We start from the raw sequence: 22,291 nt of genomic DNA, 5'->3' as shown, positions 1-22,291 counted from the left end.
CGGGTCAGGACGCTGCGTCACCCGGGTTCACCATCGAGGAACTGACCGACCGGCACCGGTCAGCGGTCGTCGAGCTGTGCCGCCACGCGCTCGACCTGCCCGCCGACGCCGCCGAGGCCGCCCAGATCATCGACCGGCTGCACCCGGCACCGCCCGCGCTGGCCGCCGATGACGCCGCCGGGCTCAGCCGCCGCCGGACCGTCGCCCTGGTCGCCCTGGTCGACCAGACGGTACGGGGCGTGGTGCTGGGTTCGTTGGCGCACCGGGACCCGGCGGTGGGGCACGTCGACCTGATCGCCGTACACCCGGATCTTCGCCGCCACGGCCTGGGTCGGGCGCTGCTGAGCCGGGCGGAGAGCGCGTTGGCCGCGCGGGGCGCCACTGAGGTGCTGCTCGCCGGCAACCCGCCGTACTACGCCTGGCCGGGCGTGGACGTGCGGTACACCCCGGCGGTCTGCCTGGCGATGGCGTGCGGCTACCAGCAGGACCGGACCGCCTGGAACATGACCGCCGACCTGTCCGCCACGGATTCCCCGGCGCTGCGGGACACCGACGCGGCGCAGCAGCGGCTGGCGGCGGCCGGCATCACCGTACGCCGGGCCACCGCCGCCGACGTACCGGCGTTGGTGGCGTTCACCCGGACCACGTTCGGCGACGCGTGGGCTGCCGAGGTGGCCCAGTCGGTGGGGCGCGCCGGGGCCGGCTGCCATCTGGCGGTCCGTGACCCCGCCACTGCCACTGCCACTGCCACCGCCGCTACTGCTACTGCTTCCGCCGCTACTGCTACTGCTACTGCCTCCGCTGTCGGCGACGGCCCCGTCGAGGTGCTCGGCTTCGCCGCGTACGGCTCGTCGCGGCCCAGCTGGTTCGGCCCGATGGGGACGGCACCGACGGCGCAGGGTCTGGGTATCGGCGCGTTGCTGCTGCGGCGGTGCCTGCAGGAGCAGCGGGCGGCCGGTCATCTCCAGGTCGAGATCGGCTGGGTGGGCCCGGTGCCGTTCTACGCCTCGGCCGCCGGTGCCCGCATCGAGCGGGTCTTCTTCCTGTACCGCAAACAGCTCTGACCCGACTCCCGTCCACCCACCCCCGCCCACCACCCGCCCAAGATCTCGACGATCTTGCACTTATCGCGGAACATATCGGACATTTCTTCGCGATAACTGCAAGATCGCGGCGATCATGGGGGCGATCATCGGGGTGGGGATAGATCCGGGGGGTAGATCCGGGGGGATAGGCAGACAGGCCGCAGGGGCGGTCACCGGCAGAGGTAGACCCTCACCGGTGACCGCCCCTGCGGTCGATGTCGAGCTGTCGAGCTGAACTCAGAAGTCCATCTCGCCGCCGCCCGGCGCACCCGCCGGGGCCGGGTTCTTCTCCGGCTTGTCCGCCACCACAGCCTCGGTGGTCAGGAACAGCGCGGCGATCGACGAGGCGTTCTGCAGCGCCGACCGGGTCACCTTGGCCGGGTCGATGATGCCGGCCTTGAGCAGGTCCACGTACTCGCCGTTGGCGGCGTTGAGGCCGTGGCCCGGCTCCAGGTTGCGGACCTTCTCCACCACGACGCCGCCCTCGAGGCCGGCGTTGACGGCGATCTGCCGCAGCGGGGCGTCCAGCGCGATCTTGACGATCTGCGCGCCGGTCGCCTCGTCGCCGACCAGGTCGAGCTTGTCGAAGGCGGTCTTGCCGGCCTGCACCAGGGCGACACCACCACCGGGGACGATGCCCTCCTCGACGGCGGCCTTGGCGTTGCGCACCGCGTCCTCGATGCGGTGCTTGCGCTCCTTGAGCTCCACCTCGGTGGCGGCGCCGACCTTGATCACCGCAACGCCACCGGCCAGCTTGGCCAGCCGCTCCTGCAGCTTCTCGCGGTCGTAGTCGGAGTCGCTCTTCTCGATCTCGGCCCGGATCTGGTTCACCCGGCCCTGGATCTGCTCGGCGTCACCGGCACCGTCGACGACCGTGGTCTCGTCCTTGGTGACCTGGACCTTGCGGGCACGGCCCAGCATGTCGAGGGTCACCGCGTCGAGCTTGAGGCCCAGCTCCTCGCTGACGACCTGGCCGCCGGTGAGGATCGAGATGTCGGTCAGCATCGCCTTGCGGCGGTCGCCGAAGCCGGGGGCCTTGACGGCAACCGACTTGAAGGTGCCGCGCACCTTGTTGACGATCAGGGTGGCCAGGGCCTCGCCCTCGACGTCCTCGGCGATGATCAGCAGCGGCTTGCCCGACTGCATGATCTTCTCCAGGATCGGGAGCAGGTCCTTGACCGAGGAGATCTTGCTGTTGACGATCAGGATGTAGGGGTCGTCGAGGACGGCCTCCATCCGCTCCGGGTCGGTCCAGAAGTAGGGCGAGATGTAGCCCTTGTCGAAGCGCATACCCTCGGTGAGCTCCAGCTCCAGGCCGAAGGTGTTGCTCTCCTCGACGGTGATGACGCCTTCCTTGCCGACCTTGTCCATCGCCTCGGCGATGATCTCGCCGACGCTGGAGTCCCCGGCCGAGATCGACGCGGTGGAGGCGATCTGCTCCTTGGTCTCCACGTCCTTGGCGAGCTTGCTCAGCTCCTCCGAGACGTTGGCCACGGCAGCCTCGATGCCCCGCTTCAGGGCCATCGGGTTCGCGCCGGCCGCGACGTTGCGCAGGCCTTCGCGGACCAGCGCCTGGGCCAGGACGGTCGCCGTCGTCGTGCCGTCACCGGCCACGTCGTCGGTCTTCTTGGCGACCTCCTTGACCAGCTCAGCGCCGATCTTCTCGTACGGGTCCTCGAGCTCGATCTCCTTGGCGATGCTCACACCATCGTTGGTGATGGTGGGGGCACCCCACTTCTTTTCGAGCACGACGTTGCGGCCCTTGGGGCCGAGCGTCACCTTGACGGCGTCGGCGAGGGTGTTCATGCCCCGCTCGAGGCCGCGGCGCGCCTCTTCGTCGAACGCGATCATCTTGGCCATACGGCGTTGTCCTCCTGGACGCTCGCGGCATCGGAGCCGGTCGGCTCCGATATGCCGCCTGCTTTACGCACCTTCGGACGTCACTACCTGGCGACAGTGACGTCCGCCGGCCGGGCCGGATAGCCCGCGACGACCGGCCAGCCCCCACGGCTCCGCTCCAGGGAACCGCGGTGGTGGCCCCACCGCCCCGACCATTGGCACTCCCGGTTGGCGAGTGCCAATCCTTGTTTAGCACTCTCCCCTGTCGAGTGCAAGCGAACGGCGGGTTGCCGGCACCTCCGACGAGAGGACCGCACCGGCCGGCGCGCGCGGCCCGCGCACGAAAAAAGGCGCCGGCTCCGCGAGGAGACCGACGCCCTGACAGGTACGGACGTGTGGTGTGACCGGGTGGCGCCGCGTCGACGCCCCCGGTGATCAGCCGATGAGTCGGACCCGTTCGGCCTGCGGACCCTTCTGGCCCTGGCCGACCTCGAACTCGACCCGCTGGCCGTCTTCGAGCGCCTTGTAGCCGTCCATCTCGATCGCGGAGAAATGGACGAAGACGTCCTGACCTCCGTCGACCGCGATGAAGCCGTAGCCCTTTTCGCTGTTGAACCACTTCACGGTGCCCTGTGCCACGGTGCACTTCCTCACTTCTGTCGCGCCGGGCCTCCTGCCGGCCCTGGGCAGGCGTGACTCGCCTACCCGGTCGCCCGCCCGAACGCTGAGTAGCGGCGCGCGAACAGAGCGACCGAAATCGCACGCTACACGAGGCACGACGGCACTGCACTACCCCAAATAGGGACATTAGATCGCGTTCACGTCCCACTGACCCCACCTGTCGTTGACCACGTGTGTTCCGTACACCGCAGAACGTGAGGTCCGGGCGGCACCGCGCCGCCGGTGCCCGCGCGGCCCGCCGACCGGATCGCGCGGCCCCACGACACGACCACCGACGCGGTGGCCAACGACACCCGGTGGCCGCCGGCATCGGCCTGCTCGTCGTGCTCTCGGCGTTCACCGGCGCCCTGCCCGGAGACGCCGGTACGCCGCCACCCCGCCAGCCCGGCTGGACGGTGCCCGGCGACGACCTGCGGACCGTCCTGCTGCGCGACGGCGAAGTGACCCTGCCCGACGACGGGTTCTACTCCTGGGCCGCCCTGAACCGGCGCACCGGGCTGCTCACCGGGTCGGCCAACTACACCGCGCAGAGCGACACCATGTCCCTGATCAAGGCCTGGCTGGCCGCCGACGACCTGCGCCGCGCCGACGAGCAGGGACTGCTGCCCCGCGCCCCGCGACTGGCCGAGCTGTCCGCGATCATCCGCGACAGCGACAACCCGGGCGCGGACGCCACCTACGCCCGGGTCGGCGGCGAGGACTCGATTCACCGGATGGTGCGCATCTGCGGCCTGACCGACACCGCCCCGGTCCTCGACCGGTGGAGCAACACCGTCGTCTCCGCCCGCGACCTCGCCCGGCTCGGCCGGTGCATCGCCGACGGCCGGGCCGCCGGGCCGCAGTGGACCCCGTGGCTGCTCGGCGAGATGCGCGCGGTACGCGGCGAGGGCGACTTCGGTCCCCGCGACGCCCTCACCCCCGAGTACGCCGCCACCGTCGCCATCAAGAACGGCTGGCTGCTGCGCGACGAGGACGACCTGTGGCACATCAGCTGCCTGGCGATCGGTGAGCACTGGGTGATCGGCGCGCTGGCCCGCTACCCCGGCGAGCAGGGGTTCGACCACGGCGTCGGCTTCTGCCGGCAACTCGGTGCGGCGCTACTGCTGGTGGCCTGATAAGCAGATACCCGTGAACGAGGTAGCGACAGGCACAGCGACGGTACGCCGGATCGGTCCCGACGACGCCGGGCGGATGCGGGCGCTGCGGTTGGAGATGCTGGCCGACTCGCCGCTGGCGTACCTCGAGACCCTCGCCGACGCGGCCGCCCGCCCCCACGACGAGTACGCCGCCCGGGTCGCCCGCGCCGCCACCGGCACCACGCTGGCCCAGTTCGTCGCGGAGGCCGCCGCCGGGCCGGCCCAGCGACGCACCGGCGGCCGGTTCGTGGCACACGTCGGGGCGCACGCCGCCAGCGACGATCCGGCGACCACCGTGCTGTACGCCGTCTACGTCAGCCCGCCCTGGCGCGGGCAGGGTCTGCTCGGTGCCCTGCTCGACGCGGTCGCCGACTGGTCGCGTACGGCGGGCCGGCCGGAGCTGCTGCTGGAGGTGGTGGTCGGCAACGACCGGGCACTGCGGGCGTACCAGCGGCTCGGGTTCACCGACACCGGGGTCCGCCTGCCGCACCCGACGCTGCCGGACATGACCGAGCTGCAGATGCGACGCCCGGCCTGACCGGCACCTGCGGCGGCGGCCCCGACGGCACCCGCACCGACGGGCTGACCGGCACCACCCGAGGCGGTGGATCCCGGTTGGTACACAGGGTCGGGTGACGATCATCAGCGCCGCGGCGCTGCGTACCCACATCTCGGAGCTGACCCGGCACGGGCCGCGACATCACACCAACCCGGCCGCGACCGGCCCGGTCCTCGACTACCTGACCGGACGTCTGTCGGATTCCGGTCACCGGGTGGTCGTCGAGCGGTACGGCGACGCCCCGCACGAGGTCAACCTGATCGCCGACGCGGGCCGGCCGGCCGACGGGCCGATCGTCGAGGTCTGCGCCCACTGGGACACGGTGGCCGGCAGCCCGGGGGCCGACGACAACGCCAGCGGCGTGGCCGGGCTGCTGGAGATCGCCCGGGTGCTGGCCGCCGACCCGCCGACCCGGCGTCCCCGGTTCTGTCTGTTCGGCGGTGAGGAGGACGACGTGCCGTTCACCGGGAGCCGGGCGCACGTCGCCCGGCTGGGCGGCGACGGCGTACACGTCGCCGGGGCGGTCGTGCTGGAGATGATCGGCTACCGCGACGCCACCGTGGGCAGTCAGCGGATCCCGGCAGGGCTGCGCGACGGGCTACGCGGCGTCGACGGGCTCGACCGGGGCGACTTCGTCGCCGTGGTGGGCAGCATCGAGTCCAGCCAGTGGTTGGCCGCCTTCCAGGCCGCCGGCTGGGTCCAGGAGCCGTCCCTGCCGGTGGTGCCGCTGCCGGTGCCCCGGCGGCAGGGCGGCGACGTCGCCCGCAGCGACCACGTGCCGTACTGGGACGCCGGGCTGCTCGCCGTGATGGTCAGCGACACCGCCGACTTCCGCAACCCGCACTACCACCGGTCGACCGACACCGTGGACACGCTCGACCTGGGTTTCGCGGCGGCGGTGGCGACGGCGGTCACCGACGCGGTACGCACGCTCTCGCGCTGACCGGCCGGCGGGGCGATCCGCCGGCCGATCACGCTGCACGGAACGATCCGCCGGCCGATCACGCTGCACGGAACGATCCGCCGGCCTACCAGGCCTGCACGGGACGGTCGACGCCGGGCGGGCGGCTCAGCGGTGCCGACGGGACTGGACGATGCGGAACCGGCCGGCGACGTACGCCCCGTCGGTCAACGCCGCGTTTCCGGCGGCGTTGGCACCGGTGGCGTGGAAGTCGGAGAACGCCGCCGACTGGTTGACGAACACGCCGCCGGTGAGGTTGGTCGACAGGTGCACGCCGACGTCGACCGCCGCCGCCTCGACCTCGTCGAGCACCCGCTCGTCGGTCGAGTGGACGCCGGCGGTCAGTCCACCCCGGGCACCGACGGTCCGCCGGAAGATCTCGATGCTCTGCGCGGTCGAGGCGGTGGCGACGACGAAGGCCACCGGCCCGAACCACTCCCGGCCGTAGGTCTCCTCGGCCGCCGCGTCCAGCTTGACCAGCAGCGGGGTACGGACCACCGCGTCCGGGTGGGCCGGGTGGACGAGTTCGCGGGACTCCAGGACCGGCTCACCCAGCTTCGTGGCGTCGGCGAGCCGCTGCAGTACGCCGTCGTCGCCGATCGCCCCGATGATCTCGACCGCGCGGCCCGGGTCGCCGGTCAGTTTGCCGATCGCGGTGGCGATGCCGGCGGCCACCTCGTCCAGGCTCTTGTGCCCCTGGTCGGTGTCGATGCCGTCGGCGGGCACCAGGATGTTCTGCGGGGTGGTGCACATCTGTCCGCTGTAGAGCGACAGGGAGAAGGCGAGGTTGCGGCACATGCCGGCGAAGTCCGCCGTGGAGTCGACGATGACCGTGTTGACGCCGGCCTTCTCGGTGTAGACGCTGGCCTGCCGGGCGTTGGCCTCCAGCCAGTCGCCGTACTCGGTGGAGCCGGTGAAGTCGACGATGCGCACCTGCGGGTGGGTGGCGAGGACGGTCGCCAGCCGGTCGTCCGGCGCTTCGGCGGCCAGCTGCACCAGGTCCGGGTCGAAGCCGGCCTCGGTGAGCACCTGCCGGGCGTACCGCACGGTGATCGCCAGCGGCAGCACCGCGCCCGGGTGCGGCTTGACGACCACCGGATTGCCGGTGACCAGGGAGGCGAACAGACCCGGGTAGGAGTTCCAGGTCGGGAAGGTGCGGCAGCCGATCACCAGGGCGACACCGCGCGGCACCACGTGGTACGTCTTGGTCATCCGTAGCGGATCGCCCCGGCCGGCCGGTTTCTCCCAGTCGGCGCTGGACGGGTGGCGGGTCATCTCGGCGTACGCGTACGCCACCGCCTCCAACGCCCGGTCGAAGGCGTGCGTCGCGCCCGCCTGGAAGGCCATCACGAACGCCTGGCCGGTGGTGAACTGCACCGCGTTGGCCAACTCGAAGGCGTGCGCGTGCAACCGGGCCAGGATCTCCAGACAGACCCCGGCCCGGGTCCGCGGGCCGGCGTCGCGCCAGTCGGGCAGCGCCGCGCGGGCGGCGGCGATCAGCTGGTCGACGTCGGGGCGCGGATACCGTACGCCGAGTTCGACGCCGAACGGGCTGCGCTCGGTGGCCACCGGGCCACCGGTGGCGCTGGCCTGGTCCAGCGGGAAGTCCTGGCCGAGGTAGCCCCGGAACGCGGTGGCGCCCTCGTCGGCGGCGTGCTCGCCGTAGATCCGTGGGCTCGGCGACTCGGGGTACGCCGACCAGTAGTCCCGTTCGGTGATCGCGGTCAACGCACGGGCCAGGGTGTCGGCGTGCGTGACGTACAGGGGGTGCGGGGTCTCCGTCATGCACGCCATCATGCCGCAACCGGCCGGCCGGGTGGCAGCACCGACAGCCGGACCGGATGCCTCAGATGGTCTGCTGCCAGTTGTGCCAGATGTCGACGGCCCGGTAGCCCACCGCCTCGTTGATGGCGATCATGTGGCGGTTGCTGTCGGCGTTCCAGGTGTCGATGGAGCGCAGCGCCGGTTCGTGCCGCGTCACCAGCCGCAGGTTCTCGATCTTGACGATCAGCCCGAGCCGGTGGCCGCGATGGTCCGGATCGACGATGGTGATCTGCTGGAACGCATGCCAGTCGGGCGTGGCCGGACAGGTGATGTGGGTCCAGGCGACGATCCGCCCGCTGTCGACGTGCCGGGCGACGACGTGGTAGCCCCGGACGCCCTGGGCGCGGCGGAACGCCTCGAACTCGCGGATGCGGGCGGCGTCGACCTGTTCGGCTTCCCAGGCCAGGTCGCCCATTGGCGCGTCGGTGATCAGCCGGCCGTCGAGGTAGGCGATGTCGTCGACGTGCTCGTCGGGAACGTCGCCGGTCCAGGTCAGCAGTTCGTAGCCGGCGGCCCGTGGCCAGCTGTCGGCGAGCAGCGCGTCGAGGGCGACCTGGTCGACCGTGTCGATGTCGAGCCGGCGACGGACCTCGACCAGCGCGGACTTCGCGCCCAGCGACTGTGCGAAGGCGGTCGGCGCCGGATCCCGGACCACCCCGCCCGGCATGGTGTCCGCCGAGTGCCCCATGATCCGGGTCCGGCCGGCGGCGCGGGCCTGCGCCACCCCGTACGCGTACAGTGCCCGCCCCACGCCGCGCCGCCGGTATTCGGGCAGCACCTGGATGTCCAGGCCGGCATTGTCCAGGTTGTCCAGCAGCGGGTACTCGAGCTTGATCAGCCCGACCGGGGTGCCGTCGAGGTACGCGAGGGCATGGTCGATCCGTTCGTCCTTGCGCTGGAAGCCGATGGTGGCCTCGAACCAAGGGCGAGACGACGGCGGCATGTCCGGTACGTGAACCGAGGCGGCTTTGATCCCGTACGCCTGATCGACAGTGGTCGGATCGGCGGGATCCAGCGGGGTGATGGTGATGTCCATGCCGTCGAGGGTGACGGGGCGGGGCCGCCCGCGCGACCGATTTACCGACACCCGACGCGAGCGGTGACCGCGCGACTCGGGGGCGGACGTTGGTCGGGAGGGCGCTCGCACAGCACCGCCGGCGCTGTTGGTCGTTGGACCCCAGGGTTGAGATTGTTGCCAAGCTCTGTCGAGGCCCTTACGGCAAGTCGCCCTCCCGCACGGAGCATCCTGCGCGGTGCAAGTGCAGTCGTCAAGACCCCGCGGGCGTGTTTTCTCAACCTATGGCAAAACTCTGACTACGGACCGCACACAGCACATCGGCCGGTCGGCGTACGCCGACCGGCCGATCAAGGGATTGACCGCTGTTCAGCCGGTCAGCCGAGGAGCCCCGCCTCGCGGACTGAGCGCAACGACGGCTTGACCCGGTGCGTCGGCCCGACCAGCCCGGCCACCGCGTCGATCGTCTTCAGACCCTCACCGGTGTTGTAGACGACCGTCTCCGCCGCCGGGTCGAGCCGACCGGATTCGACCAACTTCTTCAGCACCGCCGTGGTCACCCCGCCAGCGGTCTCGGCGAACACCCCGGTGGTCCGGGCCAGCAGCCGGATCCCGGCGCGGATCTCGTCGTCGTCGGCGTAGTCCATCCAGCCGCCGGTGCGCCGGACCGCCTCGAGCGCGTACAACCCGGCCGCCGGGTCGCCGATGTTGAGCGACTTGGCGATCCCGGTCGGCTTCACCGGCACGATCGCGTCGGTGTCGCGGTGCAGCGCGGTGGCGATCGGGTTGCAGCCGGCCGACTGGGCGCCGAACACCCGCCAGCCGTTGGCCGGCGCCTCGACCAGGCCGATCTCGACCAGCTCGGCGAAGGCCTTGTCGACCTTGGTGAGCAGCTCGCCGCTGGCCATCGGGATCACCACCTGCTCGGGGATCCGCCAGCCGAGCTGCTCGGCCACCTCGTAGCCGAGAGTCTTCGACCCCTCCGCGTAGTAGGGCCGCACGTTGACGTTGACGAACGCGGTGTCGGCGAACTCGTCGGTCTCCACCAGCTCACTGCAGAGCCGGTTCACGTCGTCGTAGGAGCCGTCGATCGCGACCAGCTCCCCGCCGTACACGGCGGTGGTGACGATCTTGCCGGGCTCCAGGTCGCCGGGGATGAAGACGATCGACGGTACGCCGGCGCGGGCCGCGTGGGCGGCCACCGAGTTGGCCAGGTTGCCGGTCGAGGCGCAGGCGAACCGGGAGAAACCGAGCGTACGGGCGGCGGTGAGCGCGACCGAGACGACCCGGTCCTTGAACGAATGGGTCGGGTTCGCGCTGTCGTCCTTGACCCACAGCGACCCGGTGATGCCGAGCTCGGCGGCGAGCGCGGCGGCCGGGACCAGCGGGGTGAAGCCGGGATCCAGGCTGACCCGGGTGGCCGGGTCCTGCCCGGCGGGCAGCAGCGGGGCGTACCGCCAGATGTTGGCCGGGCCCGCCTCGATGTCGGCCCGGGTGACGCGGGCGATGGCCGCCGGGTCGTACGCGACCTCCAGCGGCCCGAAACACTCGTAACACGCGTGCTGCGCGGCGAGCGGATACTCGGTGCCGCAGCCACGGCAGACCAGCGCCCGCGCCGGGCTGGCGGAGCTGACGGAGGCGGAGCTGGTGGTTGCGTCGATCAGCGACGTCATGCGAGGCCGTCCTCTCATCTTCCCCTGCGCCGCACGTTGCGACGGGGACGGAATTGGCACCTGCCGCGCTGGCCTCAGGCGATCTGGTCGCCGAGCGAGTCATGCGGGGTGGTTGCCGGGGCTTCGTCGGGCCGTGTCCCTCTGCCCCTCTGGATGAGGTATGAAGTTGTGCTTCCAGCGAGTGTACGGGCGTGGGCGGCTCAGGGCACCTGGTCGTCCCGAGGTGTGAGCAAGCCCGCACTCGGTGCCACCGCCCCGGCCTCCGGCACCGCACCACCGGCTTCCGACACCGCAGCCGCGACCATCGCCAGCACCTCGTCGAGCAGCGGCGGCGGCGCGGCGATCGTGGCCGACGAGTCGAGGGTGTGCGGCGTACCGTCGATGTCGACGACCGCCGCCCCGGCCTCGCGGGCGATGAGGGTGCCGGCGGCCATGTCCCACGGCTTGTTCGACAGCGTGATCGACACGTCGGTGCGGCCGTCGGCGACCCAGACCAGGTCGATCGCGGCCGATCCGAGCATCCGCACCCGCAGGGCACGGTGGGCGACCTGCCTGGTGAGCGCGAACCGGACGGCGTTGCGCTCCCCCGACCCCGCCCCGACCCCGTAGTCACCGAGGTTGGCCAGCGCGTCGGAGATCCGCGACGCACCCCGGATGCGGATCGGCTCTCCGTCGCGCCACGCGCCACCACCGGCGGTCGCGGTGTAGCGGACGCCCAGGAACGGCAACTCGACCACCCCGACCACTGGGCGGCGGTCGCGGACCAGGGCCAGGGACACCCCGCACAGCGGTACGCCGTGCGCGAAGTTGACCGTGCCGTCGATCGGATCCAGCACCCACTGCTCGCCGCCGGTCGCGGCACCGCTGGTGCCCTCCTCCTCGCCGAGGAACCCGATGTGCGGGGTCCGGTCGGCGAGAAGGGCCCGCAGGTCCCGCTCCACCGCGAGGTCCACTTCGGAGGCGTAGTCCCGGTCGCCCTTGCCGGCCAACCGTCCCGGCTCGCGGGTCCGCATCAGCTCCGCCCCGTGGGCGGTCGCCTGCACGGCGACCGCCAGCAGGTCGTCCAGTGACGGCATCGGATCCAGTGACGGCATCGGATCAGAAGCTCGCGGCGTAGCCGCGACTGGACTCGATCGCGCTCTGCGCCAGTGCCGCCGCCTCGGCCAGTTTCTGCTTGGCCTGCTCCACCTTGGCGATCGTCTCGGCCACCTGGGAATGGCTCGACCCGCTGGTGATCGCCCGCAACGCGGCTCCGCTGCTGCTCAGCGCCTCCGCGCTCGCCCGGATCGCCCCGACCTGCTGGCCGAGCTCGTCACCGAACCGGGCGACCCCCGCCTTGACCTCTTCGACCGAACCCACGCGCACACTCTCCCCATCGGACGACGTCCCGTCCGGTACGACGCTACCGGACCGACGCCGCGACCCGGCATGGTAATTACTCATAGTGAGAACAGACGGTCGCGACGTGACCGGACACGACCCGGCCACCACGCTCGTGACGCAGCGTCGACCACTCGGTCCACCTGTGTTCCACTATCCATAGGAGAGCAGCCGAAAACACAGGTCAGCAAAGGCATTCTCGCCACCGGTCGACCGGCGCCGCAGCACCACCGGCGACGTGACGACAGCCGCGCGACCAGCTGCGGCGGGCATGTTTCGACGATCACCGTCGGCAACGATAGAGTGGGGCCGGACCGTGTGGGACAGACCACGCTCGAGGGTACGGAGTTGCCGTGGGACAGGGTCGCATTCATCGAGGCACGCGGGTCGAGCCGGATCGTCGGCGGCCGGCCCGGGTACGGCGGACACCGCACACCGCCACACCCGTCGGGTCGACGGTCGAGCACGCACTCCGACGCTTCATGCAGCTCGGTTCGGTGGGCGGCGTCGACGACCGCGACCCCGAGCCGGGCCTGTTCCGGGTCGGCTGAGGTCGACCCCGCTCACAGTTCCCGCACCCGGCGGGTCAGCACGACTGAGATCGCCGCGAACAGGACGGCGGCGGCGGCCAGCATGCCGAGCGCGGTCGGCCACATCGCCTGCCAGCCGAACAGCGCACCGCCACGCAGGCAGGAGATGCCGTAGGTGACCGGGTTCACCACCGACAGCCATCGGAGCACGTCCGGCATCTGCTCCACCGGGTAGAACGACGGGCTGGAGAAGAGCAGGAACGGCCCGAGCACGTTGATCAGCACCATGAACCGCTGGAAGTCGCGCACGAGTGACGCGAACAGCAGATAGAGGCCGTTGAACGTCAGCGACACCACGACCGTGCCCGCCCCGAGGGCGGCCCAGTTGGCCAACGGCCAGCCCAGGTCGAACAACAGCACGCCGACGAGCAGGGCGGCGAGGCTCTGCGCGATCACCAGTCCGGTGGTGGCGAGGATCTTCCCCGCGATGTAGCCCGCCCGGCTCATCGGATAGGACCACAGCTCGACCGCCATCCCGCCCATCTCCTCCTGGAACAGGGACGTCCCGGTGGTCGTGGTCGCGGCGAGCATCGACGACAGCATGATCGCGGGAATGGCGAACTCGGCGTACCCGACGTCGATCCCCTGGTAGGTCACGCTGCCGACCAGATTCGTCAGCGACGTGGCGAACAGCAGCAGGTAGATGGCGGTCGGCAGGACCGCCAGCAACAGGTTGGTGCGGTTGCGGGTCAACAGCAGGAACTCGCGGTAGACGATCGCCCGCAGACCGCTGCGGCCACGCGGCCGCACCCGGTCGACCCGGCGGGCGGACGGCGTGACCGGAGACGGCCCGCTTCGGGTGGGCGCGACCAGCGCCGATCCGGTCGACGGTGTCGTGGCGTTCACGCGGTCACACCTTCCCGGCCCTGGTCGACCAGGGCGACGTAGGCATCTTCGAGTGACGGGGTACGGAACTCGATCGTGGCGCCCCGTACCGCAGCGCCTCGAACGAGGTCGATCACGCTGGGCAGATGGTCGTCGACCCCAGCGGCATCGAGGGTGAAGGCGGCCTCGTCGGCGGTGGTGACGCGTGCCGCCGGGAGCAGTGCCTGCAGCCGGTCACGATCCTCCACGTCCGGCAGCCGCACCAGGACCGACTGTTTGCCGTACGTGGCGACCAACGTGGCGGGCGCGTCGTCGGCGGACAGTCTCCCCCGGTCGATGATCAGCACCCGGGAGCAGTTCCGTTCGATCTCCTCGATGTAGTGACTGGTCCAGATGATCGTGGTGCCGTGCTCGACGTTCAGCTTCGCGATCAGTTCCCACATCTGCCGCCGCCCCTGCACGTCGAGCCCGGCGGAGGGCTCGTCGAGGATCAGCAGACTCGGCACGGTGAGCAACGCCCGAACGAGTTGCAGCCGCCGCCGCTGCCCGCCGGAGAGGGTGAAGGCCAACTGCCCGGCGACCTCCTGCAGGTCGAACAGGGACAGCATCTCGTCGACCCGGTGCCGCACGTCACGCCAGCGCAGCCCGCGGAACGCCGCCGCGATGCGCACCTGGTCGATCGCGGGCAGCATGTTGTCCATCGGCCCTGACTGGTGCACGGCGGCGATCGCCTGCTTCACCGTTGCCGCGTCGGCGATCGGGTCCCCACCGCACACCGTCAGCGCACCCGCCGACCGGGACGTGATGCCGCACATGAGTTTCACCAGGGTCGTCTTTCCGGCCCCGTTCGGGCCGAGCAGGCCGATCACCTCCCCCTGGTCGAGGGTGAACGTGATGTCCGACAGCGCCGGACGGGACATGGCCTGGTACTTCTTCGTCAGTCCGGCGGCGACGACGATCGCGGTCATCAGCTGCCTCCACCAGTGGTTCGGATCGGGGCCGGGCCCGCCGCCGCCCGGAGCACGGCCGAAAGCGCGGTCAGTGGGGAAACGCGGACCCGGGGCGGTCCGCACCGCACCCGTACCTCGGCCAGTTCCGGCGGGATGAGGTACCCGGGAAGATCGTCGTCGAGCTGGCCGAAGGAACCACCGACGACGATCTGCGTACCGGAGGGCAGCGGCCCGTCGACGACCTCGTCGACGGCGTGTACCGCATGCTCGGTGACCCCGACGCAGGGCCGGTCGGCCAGCTCCGCCCGCAGCTCGGCCAGGACCCCGGCGTCCACTCCGATGCCGTACGCCGGCCGGAACCGCACCCGCCACCCGGCCGGCAGGCCCGGCGGCGGCCCGCTGGACGGATCGTCGCTGATGACCCAGACGGTCACCGGCGGGTCGACGGCGGCGGCCGACGGGGCGGTCCGGTCGGCGGGCGGCCACCGGCGGGGCGCGGGGCGGGCGGCGATCCCGGGGACGACACCGACGACGTCCGCCACCGGCATCGGCGGGTCGAACAGGTCGCGGCTGTCGCCCGCCGTCGTCACCCAGCCGTCGACGAGCGCGTGTACGCGGTGCAGCACCAACTGGTCGCGGTAGCGCACCGCCACGACGTCACCGGGGCGCAGCCCGCTCTCCGGCACAGGGTGGACCTGGACTCGCTCGCCCGACTGGAGAGTGGGTTGCATACTGCGGCCGCTGACCGGCACCGTGACGCAGCCGAACTTCCGTAGCCCCTGCACGATGAGATCGATCGGGACGGCACCGGCCGGCTCAGGTGCCGGCGGCGGAGGGGTCCGGGCGGGAAGGCTCGGCGCGGATGAGGCCCTGCGCTGCGAGTTGCTCGATGAACCGACCAGTGTCGTCGGCGATGAGGCCGCGTTGGTTGTCATCCTCTGCTCCGAATTCCTCGGCCAGACCGGCCACGACGGCGTCTTCGTCGCCGGTCTTGACCAGCTGTCGCCAGATGGCCGCCGCGGTGGCGTTGAGGGTCTGGAACTCTCCGGCTGTGGTGTCGTAGAGCTGGATCTCGTCCGGCGAATCGACCCAGACGACGTTGGGACTGACCACCCACCCCATCACGACCTCCGGACAGCCGTGACCGGCAGCTGCCGCCGGTGCGCGGGCGGCGGCTCAGTCGAGCCGCCGACGGGCGAGGTGAGCAGGGCGGCTTCCTTCTTCCAGTCCTCGTACACGGGGTGCACGCTTCCGGTCGCGATCATCAGTGGCAGGAACGCCTCGTCCTCGTTGCTCAGTACGGTCTCGCGACCGGCTCCGGCCGCGACCCACATCGACGTGATCATCTGGTGCCGCAGCACCCGGCACAGCGCTCGCGAGTTGCGCTTCAGATCACCCGTCGCGGCCATGTGGTACGCCCGGCAGCCACCCGCGCACGCCCCACGGATGTAGCAGCGTCGGCAGTCGGCGAGATTGTCGCCGGCGAAGACGGCGCTCGTCCGCAGATCGGCGAGCATCGGCGACCCGAACAGCTCCCGTAGTCCGGTGCTGCGGATGTTGCCGACCTTGTGGTGGCGTTCGGTGACGAGCTTGCACGGATACACGTCGCCGAGGGAGTTGACGTATATCTCGTTGCCGCCGATGCCGCAGTTGATTTTCGTGTCGCACGATCGCTGTCCGAGCGGACCATCGGGCAACAGGTTCCGTGCACGTGGATCGGTCCAGACGAACCGGTGTGCGGTCTGGTAGCCGGACCAACCGAACGACGAGTCGTCGGTCGCGCCCCTACCGAGACCGCTGTGATGCATCAGGCGGACATGCGCGACGTCGATGTCCGCGAAGAGGACCGACAGGTCGGCGAGTTCACCGACGTTGTCCTCGGAGACCACGTGATTGATCATCGGGCGTACGCCGAAGGTGTTGAGCATCCGCAGGGCGTCGACGGTCTTGGCGAAGGTACCCACGCCCCGGGTCCGCTCGTGGGTCTTGGCCGTTCCCCCGTCGATGCTGACGGTTACCCCGACGAACGTTTCCGCGACCCGCCGGGCGGTTTCCGGCTTACGGATGAGCGTCGCGTTGGTGATGATGTTCGCCTGCATTCCGAGTTCCCGGACCCGGCCGGCGACCTCGAAGAGGTCCCGACGCAACATCGGCTCTCCACCGGTGAAGATGATCGTCCTGGCGCCCATGTCTGCGGACTGTTCGACCAGGTCGAGCGACTCCTGGGTGTCGAGTTCGCCCGGCAGCCGCTTCTCGGACGAGGCGTAGCAGTACGGGCAGCGCAGATTGCATCCGTCGGTGATCGCGTAGTAGACAAGTTTCAGCGGCGCGTCGACCTGACGCAATTCAGGCCGCTGGCCGGGCAGATAGACCAGCCGCGCCATTACCAACCTGGCGAGGAGGCGCTCCGTTCGGTCCTGCTCATCCCCGCCGAGCGGGAGGTCGTTCGCCAGCCGCCGCAGTACCTCGATCTCGAATTCGTCCAGGACCTGCCAGGCACCTATCTCAGGATTGACGACAAGATTGCGACCGCCGTCCCGGAAATAGACAAGATCCGCCGGAACCGAGTTGGACGACAGGGACCCGACAAGCATGATCACCACCTATTGGGAGTGGGAGTGGAAGCGGTCGGGTGGTTCCGACACCTGCGGCAACCACCCGACCGCAACTTTGCCAGCACTCGTCTGCCAGCACTTGTCGTCAGGCGAAGAAACTGGTTCCCCGCGCAGCGACGCCGGCCGGCCTTAGCGTCCGGATCCCGCGCCGGCCCCAGCACCACCGCTGCAACCACAGGCGCACGCGCCCGGCAGCGCCATCGCGGCGGCGAAGTCCGTCGGACGGATTTCAGGCTTGACCCACTTTGCCATTACACACCCCCTTGGGCGTCAGTAACTGCATTGACATGACGCGGGCCGTGATCACAAGTCTCGCGATTGACCGATGTTAGCATCGAGATCTTCACTACACCACGATAAGTTTTGGTTGATTATTTACATTCACATCAATAACTTTTATGCCACTCGCCAGACCTAGACGACCATCGTGGTAATCTCGGCCTCCATCCCAATTCGCCATCTATCCCCAGGGGACGGCCGGGCAGACCTGCGGTGACCTGCGGTGACCTGCCGGAAGGGTGGCGCCGCCGGAGGAGGTGCCGGATCATGACGGGCATGACGGCGGCGGTGTGGACCGGAGCAGGCCTGCGGCGAGGCGTCGCACTGCTGCTGCGCTTCGGCTGGATCGAGGCGAAATCGTGCGGCTTCGCGATCGCCGTCTTCACCTGCCTTGCGCTGACGTCGATCGTCCCGCTACCGCTCCCCCGGTACGACGCCCTGCTGATCTGCATGATCACGGTGACGGCCGTACTGTGGCGCATCGGCTGGGAAACCGGTCGGGAGGTCGGCGTCATCGCCGGGTTCCACCTGGTCGGGCTGGCCCTGGAACTGTTCAAGGTGCAGGCCGGCTCCTGGTCGTACCCCGAGGAGGCGCTGACCAAGATCGCCGGAGTGCCGCTCTACTCCGGGTTCATGTACGCGGCGGTCGGCTCGTACATCTGTCAGGCATGGCGTCGCTTGGACCTGCGGGTGACCCGCTACCGGCCGGTCGCGCTGACCGTGCTCGCCGTCGCCGTGTACGCCAACTTCTTCACCCACCACTTCCTACCCGACGTCCGCTGGATCCTCGCCGCGCTGCTGCTGGTCACACTGCGGCGTACCTGGGTGCACTTCACCGTCGACGACGCCCGGCTACGGATGCCGCTGGCGCTGGCGTTCGTGCTGACCGGTTTCTTCCTCTGGCTGGCGGAGAACGTCGCCACGTTCCTCGGGGCCTGGACCTACCCGGACCAGGAGCACGTCTGGACGTTCGTGCACGCCAGCAAGTTCGGCTCCTGGTCGCTGCTGGTGACCCTGTCGTTCGTCCTGGTCGCGTCGGTGAAGGCGACCGAGGGGCGGCTGTACGGCGACCGCCCCCGGCCCAGCGTCTCCAGGTCATCTGGCTGACCGGCGCCCCGGCGTGTGGCCGGAGTTCACCGGCACGGCGGCTGTGTCCGCGACAAGGTCGTCGCCGGCACAGCCGCCGTGGTCCGGAACGCGCGGGACGCTACTCCCAGCGGATCTTGACGCAGTTGCCGGTGGTGTAGCTGCCGTTGTCGTGCTTCACCAGGGCGTGCGACGAGTTGGCGATCCGGGCGCACACCTTCGGGTACTCGCCGATGGCGTTGACGAAGGCCGGGTCAGCGGTCCAGATCACCGACGGCCGCTGATCCTCGACGTACCAGAAACCTTGCTCGGCGCTGGAGACGTGGGTGCCCATCACCCGGTCCGCCGGGTTGGTGCCGTCGCTGCCGTAGATGTGCAGGTGCCAGCCGCCGTTGGCAGCCGGCTCGTTGTCGCCGAACTCGGCGTCGTACTCGACGGTGAACTTGCCTTCGGCGACCCGGGCCGAGGTCAGGCAGACCCAGGTCCAGTTGCTCTTGATCTCGTCCGTGCACTGCTCGTCGGCCGGAACCTCCGGCGCGACCGGCTCCGACTCGACGACCTGCTCCGGCTCCGGCTCCGGTTGCTCCTGGCCCTGGCCGGGGGCCGCCCCGTCACCGGGAGCCGCCACCTGACCGTCGTCGTCCTGCCCGCTGGTCAGGGCGTAGGTCACCCCGCCGCCGGCGAGCAGCACGACCACCACCGCCGCGGCCACGAGCAGCGGGCCGCGCCCACGCTTCGCCGGGGTGTCGCCGGCGCCTCGCGACGGCCCCGCCGAGGTGTCGTCGGCACCGACGGAAGCGGCCGAGCCGTAGGTCTCGGTCCGCGCGGGGTACGTCGTACCGACGCTCGCCCGGGCCACCGCGCCGCCGGCGGCGCTCGGCGCGACCGGCGGCGACGCGACCGGTGCCGACGCGACCGGGTACGTCCCGGCCGGCGGCGACGCGACCGGGTACGTCGACGCGACCGGAGCGGTCGGTGCCACCGGGGCGGCAGGAGCCGACGGGGTCACCGCGGCGTGGCCCGCACCCTGTCGGCCCATCGCGTCGGCCGCGGCCAACCAGGCGGCACCGAGGGAGACCGAGTACTTCGGGTGCGCGTCCACCGCCACCGGCCGGCCCAGCTCCGAGCCGACCAGTTGGGCGACGATCGGCATCCGCGACGAACCGCCGACCAGCAGCACCGAGTGCAGTTGCTCCGGCGAGCAGCCGGCTGACCGTACGGCCCGGTGCAGCGCCTCGATGGAGCCGTGCAGCACCGGACGGACCATCGCCTCGAGTTCGGCCCGGGTGAGCCGGATCTCGGTGGAGATGTTGGGCAGCAGCACCGGGATCGAGGTGTCGGTGTCCGACGACAGCGCCTCCTTGGCCTGGATGCACTCGTCGCGCAGCCGGGCCACGGCGGCGATCGCCGCCGGGTCCTCCTCGTCGAGCTCCTCCAGTTTGCCGCCGAGCGCGGTACGGACGTGGTTGAACACCGCGGCGTCGAAGTCGATCCCGCCGAGCCGCTCGATGCCCTCCGGCTGGCCCATGATCTCGAAGCCGGTGGGTGTCTTGCGCAGCACCGCCGCGTCGAACGTGCCGCCGCCCAGGTCGTAGACGGCGACGACCGAACCCGGCTCGATCCGCTGCTGCTCGGCGTAGTTCACCGCGGCGGCGGTCGGCTCGGTGGTGTAGGTCACCGGCACGTCGAGGTTGGCCATCCGGACCGCCTGCCGGAGCAGGTCCAGCTTGTACGGACCCCAGTTGGCCGGGTGGGAGACGCAGATCGACGCCGGCAGGGCACCCTCCCGACGGGCGACCTCCTCCACCACCGCGTGGAGCAGACGCGACATCAGTGCCTCGGCCGACTGCGGTACGCCGCCGAGCAGCAGCGGGGTGGTGTCGCCCAGCCGCCGCTTGAACTCCCGGGCCACCCGGTGCGGCTCGGACAGCCCGCGCCGGTGTGCCGCCTCACCGGTGAGGAACGTCTCGTCCTGCCGCAGCAGCACCACCGAGGGGATCGCCGCGCTACGGCCGCCGAGCGAGACGGTCTCCACCCGGCCTTCCCGCCAGATCGCCGCCGCCGTGAACGTCGTACCGAGGTCTATGCCAAGTGCGTACATCGTGTTCGCTCCGAGGGAGTGTGTGGAGACAGGGATGGCCGGGTCTGGGAGGCCGACCGGCGCTGCGCCGAACGCCATCGGGTCGGACCGGTGCGCAGAACGGTAGTGGGCCGGCGCGAACGGCCACCGCTCGATCGCGCGGCGCCGGGCCGGCGGGTGGTCACGCGGACCGCCGCTGGTCGGCGATGATGCCCTCGCAGGACCGGACCGCCACTCGGGCGGCCATCGCCATCTCGTACGAGGTCATCGGGCTCTCGGCGCGTCGTTGCCAGCGGCCCAGGGCCTCGATGGCGCCCTCGGTCACCTCGGCGGCACTCGCGTCGGCCGGCAGCCGCAGCCGCTGGTGCGCCGCCGCGCCGCCACCGCCGATCACCTGCTCCAGCTCCGCGACGACAGCGGCCTTGCCGGTGATCCAGCCGGCGCGCAGGCTGGAGAGCACCCGCAGCTCGTTGAACGGATGCGCCGAGGCGATGATCTCCTCCACCGCGCCGGCGACCTGGTCGCTGCCGGGCCGGACGCAGACCCGGGTGACGTCGGAGAGTGCCAGCAGTGCCGACCGTGCCTTCAGGACGTCACGACGTTCGAAGAACAGCGAGGTGAGGACCTCGCGCAGCTGGGTGAGCCCGCTGCGCTCGGTCAGCTCCTGAGCCAGTTCCGTCGCGGTGGTGCCGGGCTTGTGGCGCAGCATCGCCGCGGACAGTCGCAGCCCGAACATGCCGAACCGGCCCAGCAACGCTTCCCGCTCGATCGTGGTCAGGCCGAGTTCGGGCAGGTGCTGCACGAACCGGTCGGCGGAGAGCAGCAGCTGCTCCGCCTGGGCCACCGGCAGTTCGGCGACCCGGCGCAGCTGGGCGACCTCCACCTCGGTGAGGGTCGCGGCGGTCTCGGCGAGCAGGCCGGCGACGGGGACCACCGACTGCACCAACCGGCGTACGTTCGCGTCGGTGCTCAGCCGGTCGGCGATCCGCCGGGCCGACGCCATCGCGTCGAGCCGGCCGACGCCGATCTCGTCGGCCCGGGAGAGAATGCCGATCGCGTTGACCGGGTTGGGCCGGGACACCTCCACGTCGTGGAAGGCCCGGAGGAACTCGACGTCGTTGGCGTGCAGGTGACGCATCAGGTAGACGACGGCGTCGGCCGGGGTCTCCTCCTCGTCCGGGACGAGGAGGTCCCAGGCGCGTCGGGAGGTCTGTTCGGACAGTGAACCGATGCCCGGCGTGTCGATCAGGGTCACCGTACGCAACGCCTGCGATGGCCAGGTGATCACCAGTTGCGCGACGTCGTCGACGGTCAGATCGCCCAGGTCGACCTCGATGGCACCGTCCTCGCGGCTGAACCGCAGCTGGATCGGCTCACCCCCGGTCGGGGTGGCCAGCACCCGGTACGTGTGCCCGTCCTGGTACCAGGTGACGATCCGAGTGCACTCGCCGGCGTCGGTCGGTGCCAGCCGGTCACCGACCAACGCGTTGAGCAGGGTGGACTTGCCGGCCTTGACCCGGCCGGCGATGGCGACCCGTAGTGGCTCGTCCAGGCGGTCGCGCACGGCGGTGAGCCGCCGTTCGTACGCGGTGCCCCGGTAGACGTCGACGGCGTGGCCGAGCACGCTGCGGGTGCGGTCGATCAGGCTCATCTCGTCACCGCCGGTAGCCAGTGCCGGTGCGGGCGGATACCGGCCAGCTCGGAGTCCACATT

Annotated in this window: 20 protein-coding genes and 1 riboswitch; of the genes, 6 read left to right on the top strand and 14 right to left on the bottom strand. The window is 70.7% G+C overall.

What is annotated here, in order from left to right; genetic code table 11:
• Positions 1 to 32: 32 nt before the first annotated feature.
• The gene (locus O7623_RS24215; protein WP_282229534.1) at positions 33 to 1,064 is read left to right on the top strand and encodes a GNAT family N-acetyltransferase; all 1,032 of its coding nucleotides are present in this window, start codon (positions 33 to 35) and stop codon (positions 1,062 to 1,064) included.
• A gap of 258 nt (positions 1,065 to 1,322) precedes the next feature.
• Here O7623_RS24215 and groL read toward each other — a convergent pair whose 3' ends face one another.
• Together groL and O7623_RS24205 are read right to left on the bottom strand one after the other, a co-directional pair.
• Positions 1,323 to 2,945 (bottom strand): chaperonin GroEL, encoded by a 1,623-nt coding sequence (groL, locus tag O7623_RS24210; RefSeq protein WP_282225291.1) that lies wholly within the window; start codon positions 2,943 to 2,945, stop codon positions 1,323 to 1,325.
• Between the two features lie 414 nt (positions 2,946 to 3,359).
• A complete protein-coding gene (locus tag O7623_RS24205; protein ID WP_282225290.1) occupies positions 3,360 to 3,563 on the bottom strand; it encodes a cold-shock protein in 204 nt (67 codons plus the stop codon).
• Between the two features lie 338 nt (positions 3,564 to 3,901).
• Here O7623_RS24205 and O7623_RS24200 point away from each other — a divergent pair, with 338 nt between their 5' ends.
• The 3 genes from O7623_RS24200 to O7623_RS24190 all read left to right on the top strand — a co-directional run bounded on the left by O7623_RS24200 (position 3,902) and on the right by O7623_RS24190 (position 6,243).
• Positions 3,902 to 4,720, top strand: coding sequence for a serine hydrolase (locus tag O7623_RS24200; protein WP_282225289.1), 819 nt, complete (start codon positions 3,902 to 3,904; stop codon positions 4,718 to 4,720).
• Between the two features lie 76 nt (positions 4,721 to 4,796).
• Positions 4,797 to 5,279, top strand: a complete 483-nt coding sequence (locus tag O7623_RS24195) for a GNAT family N-acetyltransferase (RefSeq protein ID WP_282229533.1) — start codon at positions 4,797 to 4,799, stop codon at positions 5,277 to 5,279.
• Between the two features lie 94 nt (positions 5,280 to 5,373).
• Complete coding sequence (locus O7623_RS24190; protein ID WP_282225288.1) at positions 5,374 to 6,243, top strand: M28 family peptidase; 870 nt, start codon at positions 5,374 to 5,376, stop codon at positions 6,241 to 6,243.
• A 126-nt stretch (positions 6,244 to 6,369) separates the two neighbouring features.
• Here O7623_RS24190 and paaN read toward each other — a convergent pair whose 3' ends face one another.
• The 5 genes from paaN to O7623_RS24165 form a co-directional block, all read right to left on the bottom strand.
• Positions 6,370 to 8,046: a phenylacetic acid degradation protein PaaN gene (gene paaN, locus O7623_RS24185; protein ID WP_282225287.1), complete on the bottom strand. Its 1,677-nt coding sequence runs from the start codon at positions 8,044 to 8,046 to the stop codon at positions 6,370 to 6,372.
• Between the two features lie 61 nt (positions 8,047 to 8,107).
• On the bottom strand, positions 8,108 to 9,121 hold the full coding sequence (locus tag O7623_RS24180; RefSeq protein ID WP_282225286.1) for a GNAT family N-acetyltransferase: 1,014 nt from the start codon (positions 9,119 to 9,121) through the stop codon (positions 8,108 to 8,110).
• 356 nt (positions 9,122 to 9,477) lie between these two features.
• Positions 9,478 to 10,773: a threonine synthase gene (thrC, locus tag O7623_RS24175; RefSeq protein WP_282225285.1), complete on the bottom strand. Its 1,296-nt coding sequence runs from the start codon at positions 10,771 to 10,773 to the stop codon at positions 9,478 to 9,480.
• 11 nt (positions 10,774 to 10,784) lie between these two features.
• Positions 10,785 to 10,933, bottom strand: a riboswitch (SAM riboswitch).
• Positions 10,934 to 10,973: 40 nt separating this feature from the next.
• Positions 10,974 to 11,849, bottom strand: a complete 876-nt coding sequence (locus tag O7623_RS24170; protein WP_282225284.1) for an inositol monophosphatase — start codon at positions 11,847 to 11,849, stop codon at positions 10,974 to 10,976.
• A gap of 22 nt (positions 11,850 to 11,871) precedes the next feature.
• Positions 11,872 to 12,132, bottom strand: coding sequence for a hypothetical protein (locus tag O7623_RS24165; protein ID WP_282225283.1), 261 nt, complete (start codon positions 12,130 to 12,132; stop codon positions 11,872 to 11,874).
• Between the two features lie 374 nt (positions 12,133 to 12,506).
• On the opposite strand from O7623_RS24165, the gene O7623_RS24160 reads away from it, so the two are divergent.
• Positions 12,507 to 12,704: a hypothetical protein gene (locus tag O7623_RS24160; protein WP_282225282.1), complete on the top strand. Its 198-nt coding sequence runs from the start codon at positions 12,507 to 12,509 to the stop codon at positions 12,702 to 12,704.
• Between the two features lie 12 nt (positions 12,705 to 12,716).
• Here O7623_RS24160 and O7623_RS24155 read toward each other — a convergent pair whose 3' ends face one another.
• From O7623_RS24155 to stsB, 5 genes are read right to left on the bottom strand one after another with little or no spacing between them, the layout of a single operon-like run.
• Positions 12,717 to 13,589 carry an ABC transporter permease gene (locus O7623_RS24155; protein WP_282225281.1) on the bottom strand — a complete coding sequence of 291 codons (873 nt, stop codon included), beginning with the start codon at positions 13,587 to 13,589 and terminating at the stop codon, positions 12,717 to 12,719.
• Positions 13,586 to 14,536 (bottom strand): ABC transporter ATP-binding protein, encoded by a 951-nt coding sequence (locus O7623_RS24150; RefSeq protein WP_282225280.1) that lies wholly within the window; start codon positions 14,534 to 14,536, stop codon positions 13,586 to 13,588. The genes O7623_RS24155 and O7623_RS24150 overlap by 4 nt, the downstream gene beginning before the upstream one ends.
• Complete coding sequence (locus O7623_RS24145; RefSeq protein WP_282225279.1) at positions 14,536 to 15,453, bottom strand: S24/S26 family peptidase; 918 nt, start codon at positions 15,451 to 15,453, stop codon at positions 14,536 to 14,538. Before O7623_RS24145 ends, O7623_RS24150 begins: the two co-directional genes overlap by 1 nt.
• Positions 15,335 to 15,640, bottom strand: a complete 306-nt coding sequence (locus O7623_RS24140) for a PqqD family protein (protein ID WP_282225278.1) — start codon at positions 15,638 to 15,640, stop codon at positions 15,335 to 15,337. The genes O7623_RS24145 and O7623_RS24140 overlap by 119 nt, the downstream gene beginning before the upstream one ends.
• The gene (gene stsB, locus O7623_RS24135; RefSeq protein ID WP_348775105.1) at positions 15,640 to 17,112 is read right to left on the bottom strand and encodes a StsB family radical SAM/SPASM domain sactipeptide maturase; all 1,473 of its coding nucleotides are present in this window, start codon (positions 17,110 to 17,112) and stop codon (positions 15,640 to 15,642) included. Before stsB ends, O7623_RS24140 begins: the two co-directional genes overlap by 1 nt.
• A gap of 567 nt (positions 17,113 to 17,679) precedes the next feature.
• Here stsB and O7623_RS24130 point away from each other — a divergent pair.
• Complete coding sequence (locus O7623_RS24130; protein ID WP_282225276.1) at positions 17,680 to 18,519, top strand: DUF817 domain-containing protein; 840 nt, start codon at positions 17,680 to 17,682, stop codon at positions 18,517 to 18,519.
• Between the two features lie 100 nt (positions 18,520 to 18,619).
• On the opposite strand, the gene O7623_RS24125 is transcribed toward O7623_RS24130, so the two are convergent.
• Positions 18,620 to 20,599, bottom strand: a complete 1,980-nt coding sequence (locus O7623_RS24125) for an Hsp70 family protein (protein ID WP_282225275.1) — start codon at positions 20,597 to 20,599, stop codon at positions 18,620 to 18,622.
• Positions 20,600 to 20,759: 160 nt separating this feature from the next.
• Entirely contained in the window at positions 20,760 to 22,229 is a 1,470-nt protein-coding gene (locus O7623_RS24120) for a dynamin family protein (RefSeq protein WP_282225274.1), read from the bottom strand.
• Positions 22,230 to 22,291 lie beyond the last annotated feature (62 nt).

Origin of the sequence: Solwaraspora sp. WMMD791, from assembly GCF_029581195.1 — a bacterium.
Taxonomy (GTDB): Bacteria; Actinomycetota; Actinomycetes; order Mycobacteriales; family Micromonosporaceae; genus Micromonospora_E.
This window is presented reverse-complemented; position numbering and strand designations above follow the sequence as displayed.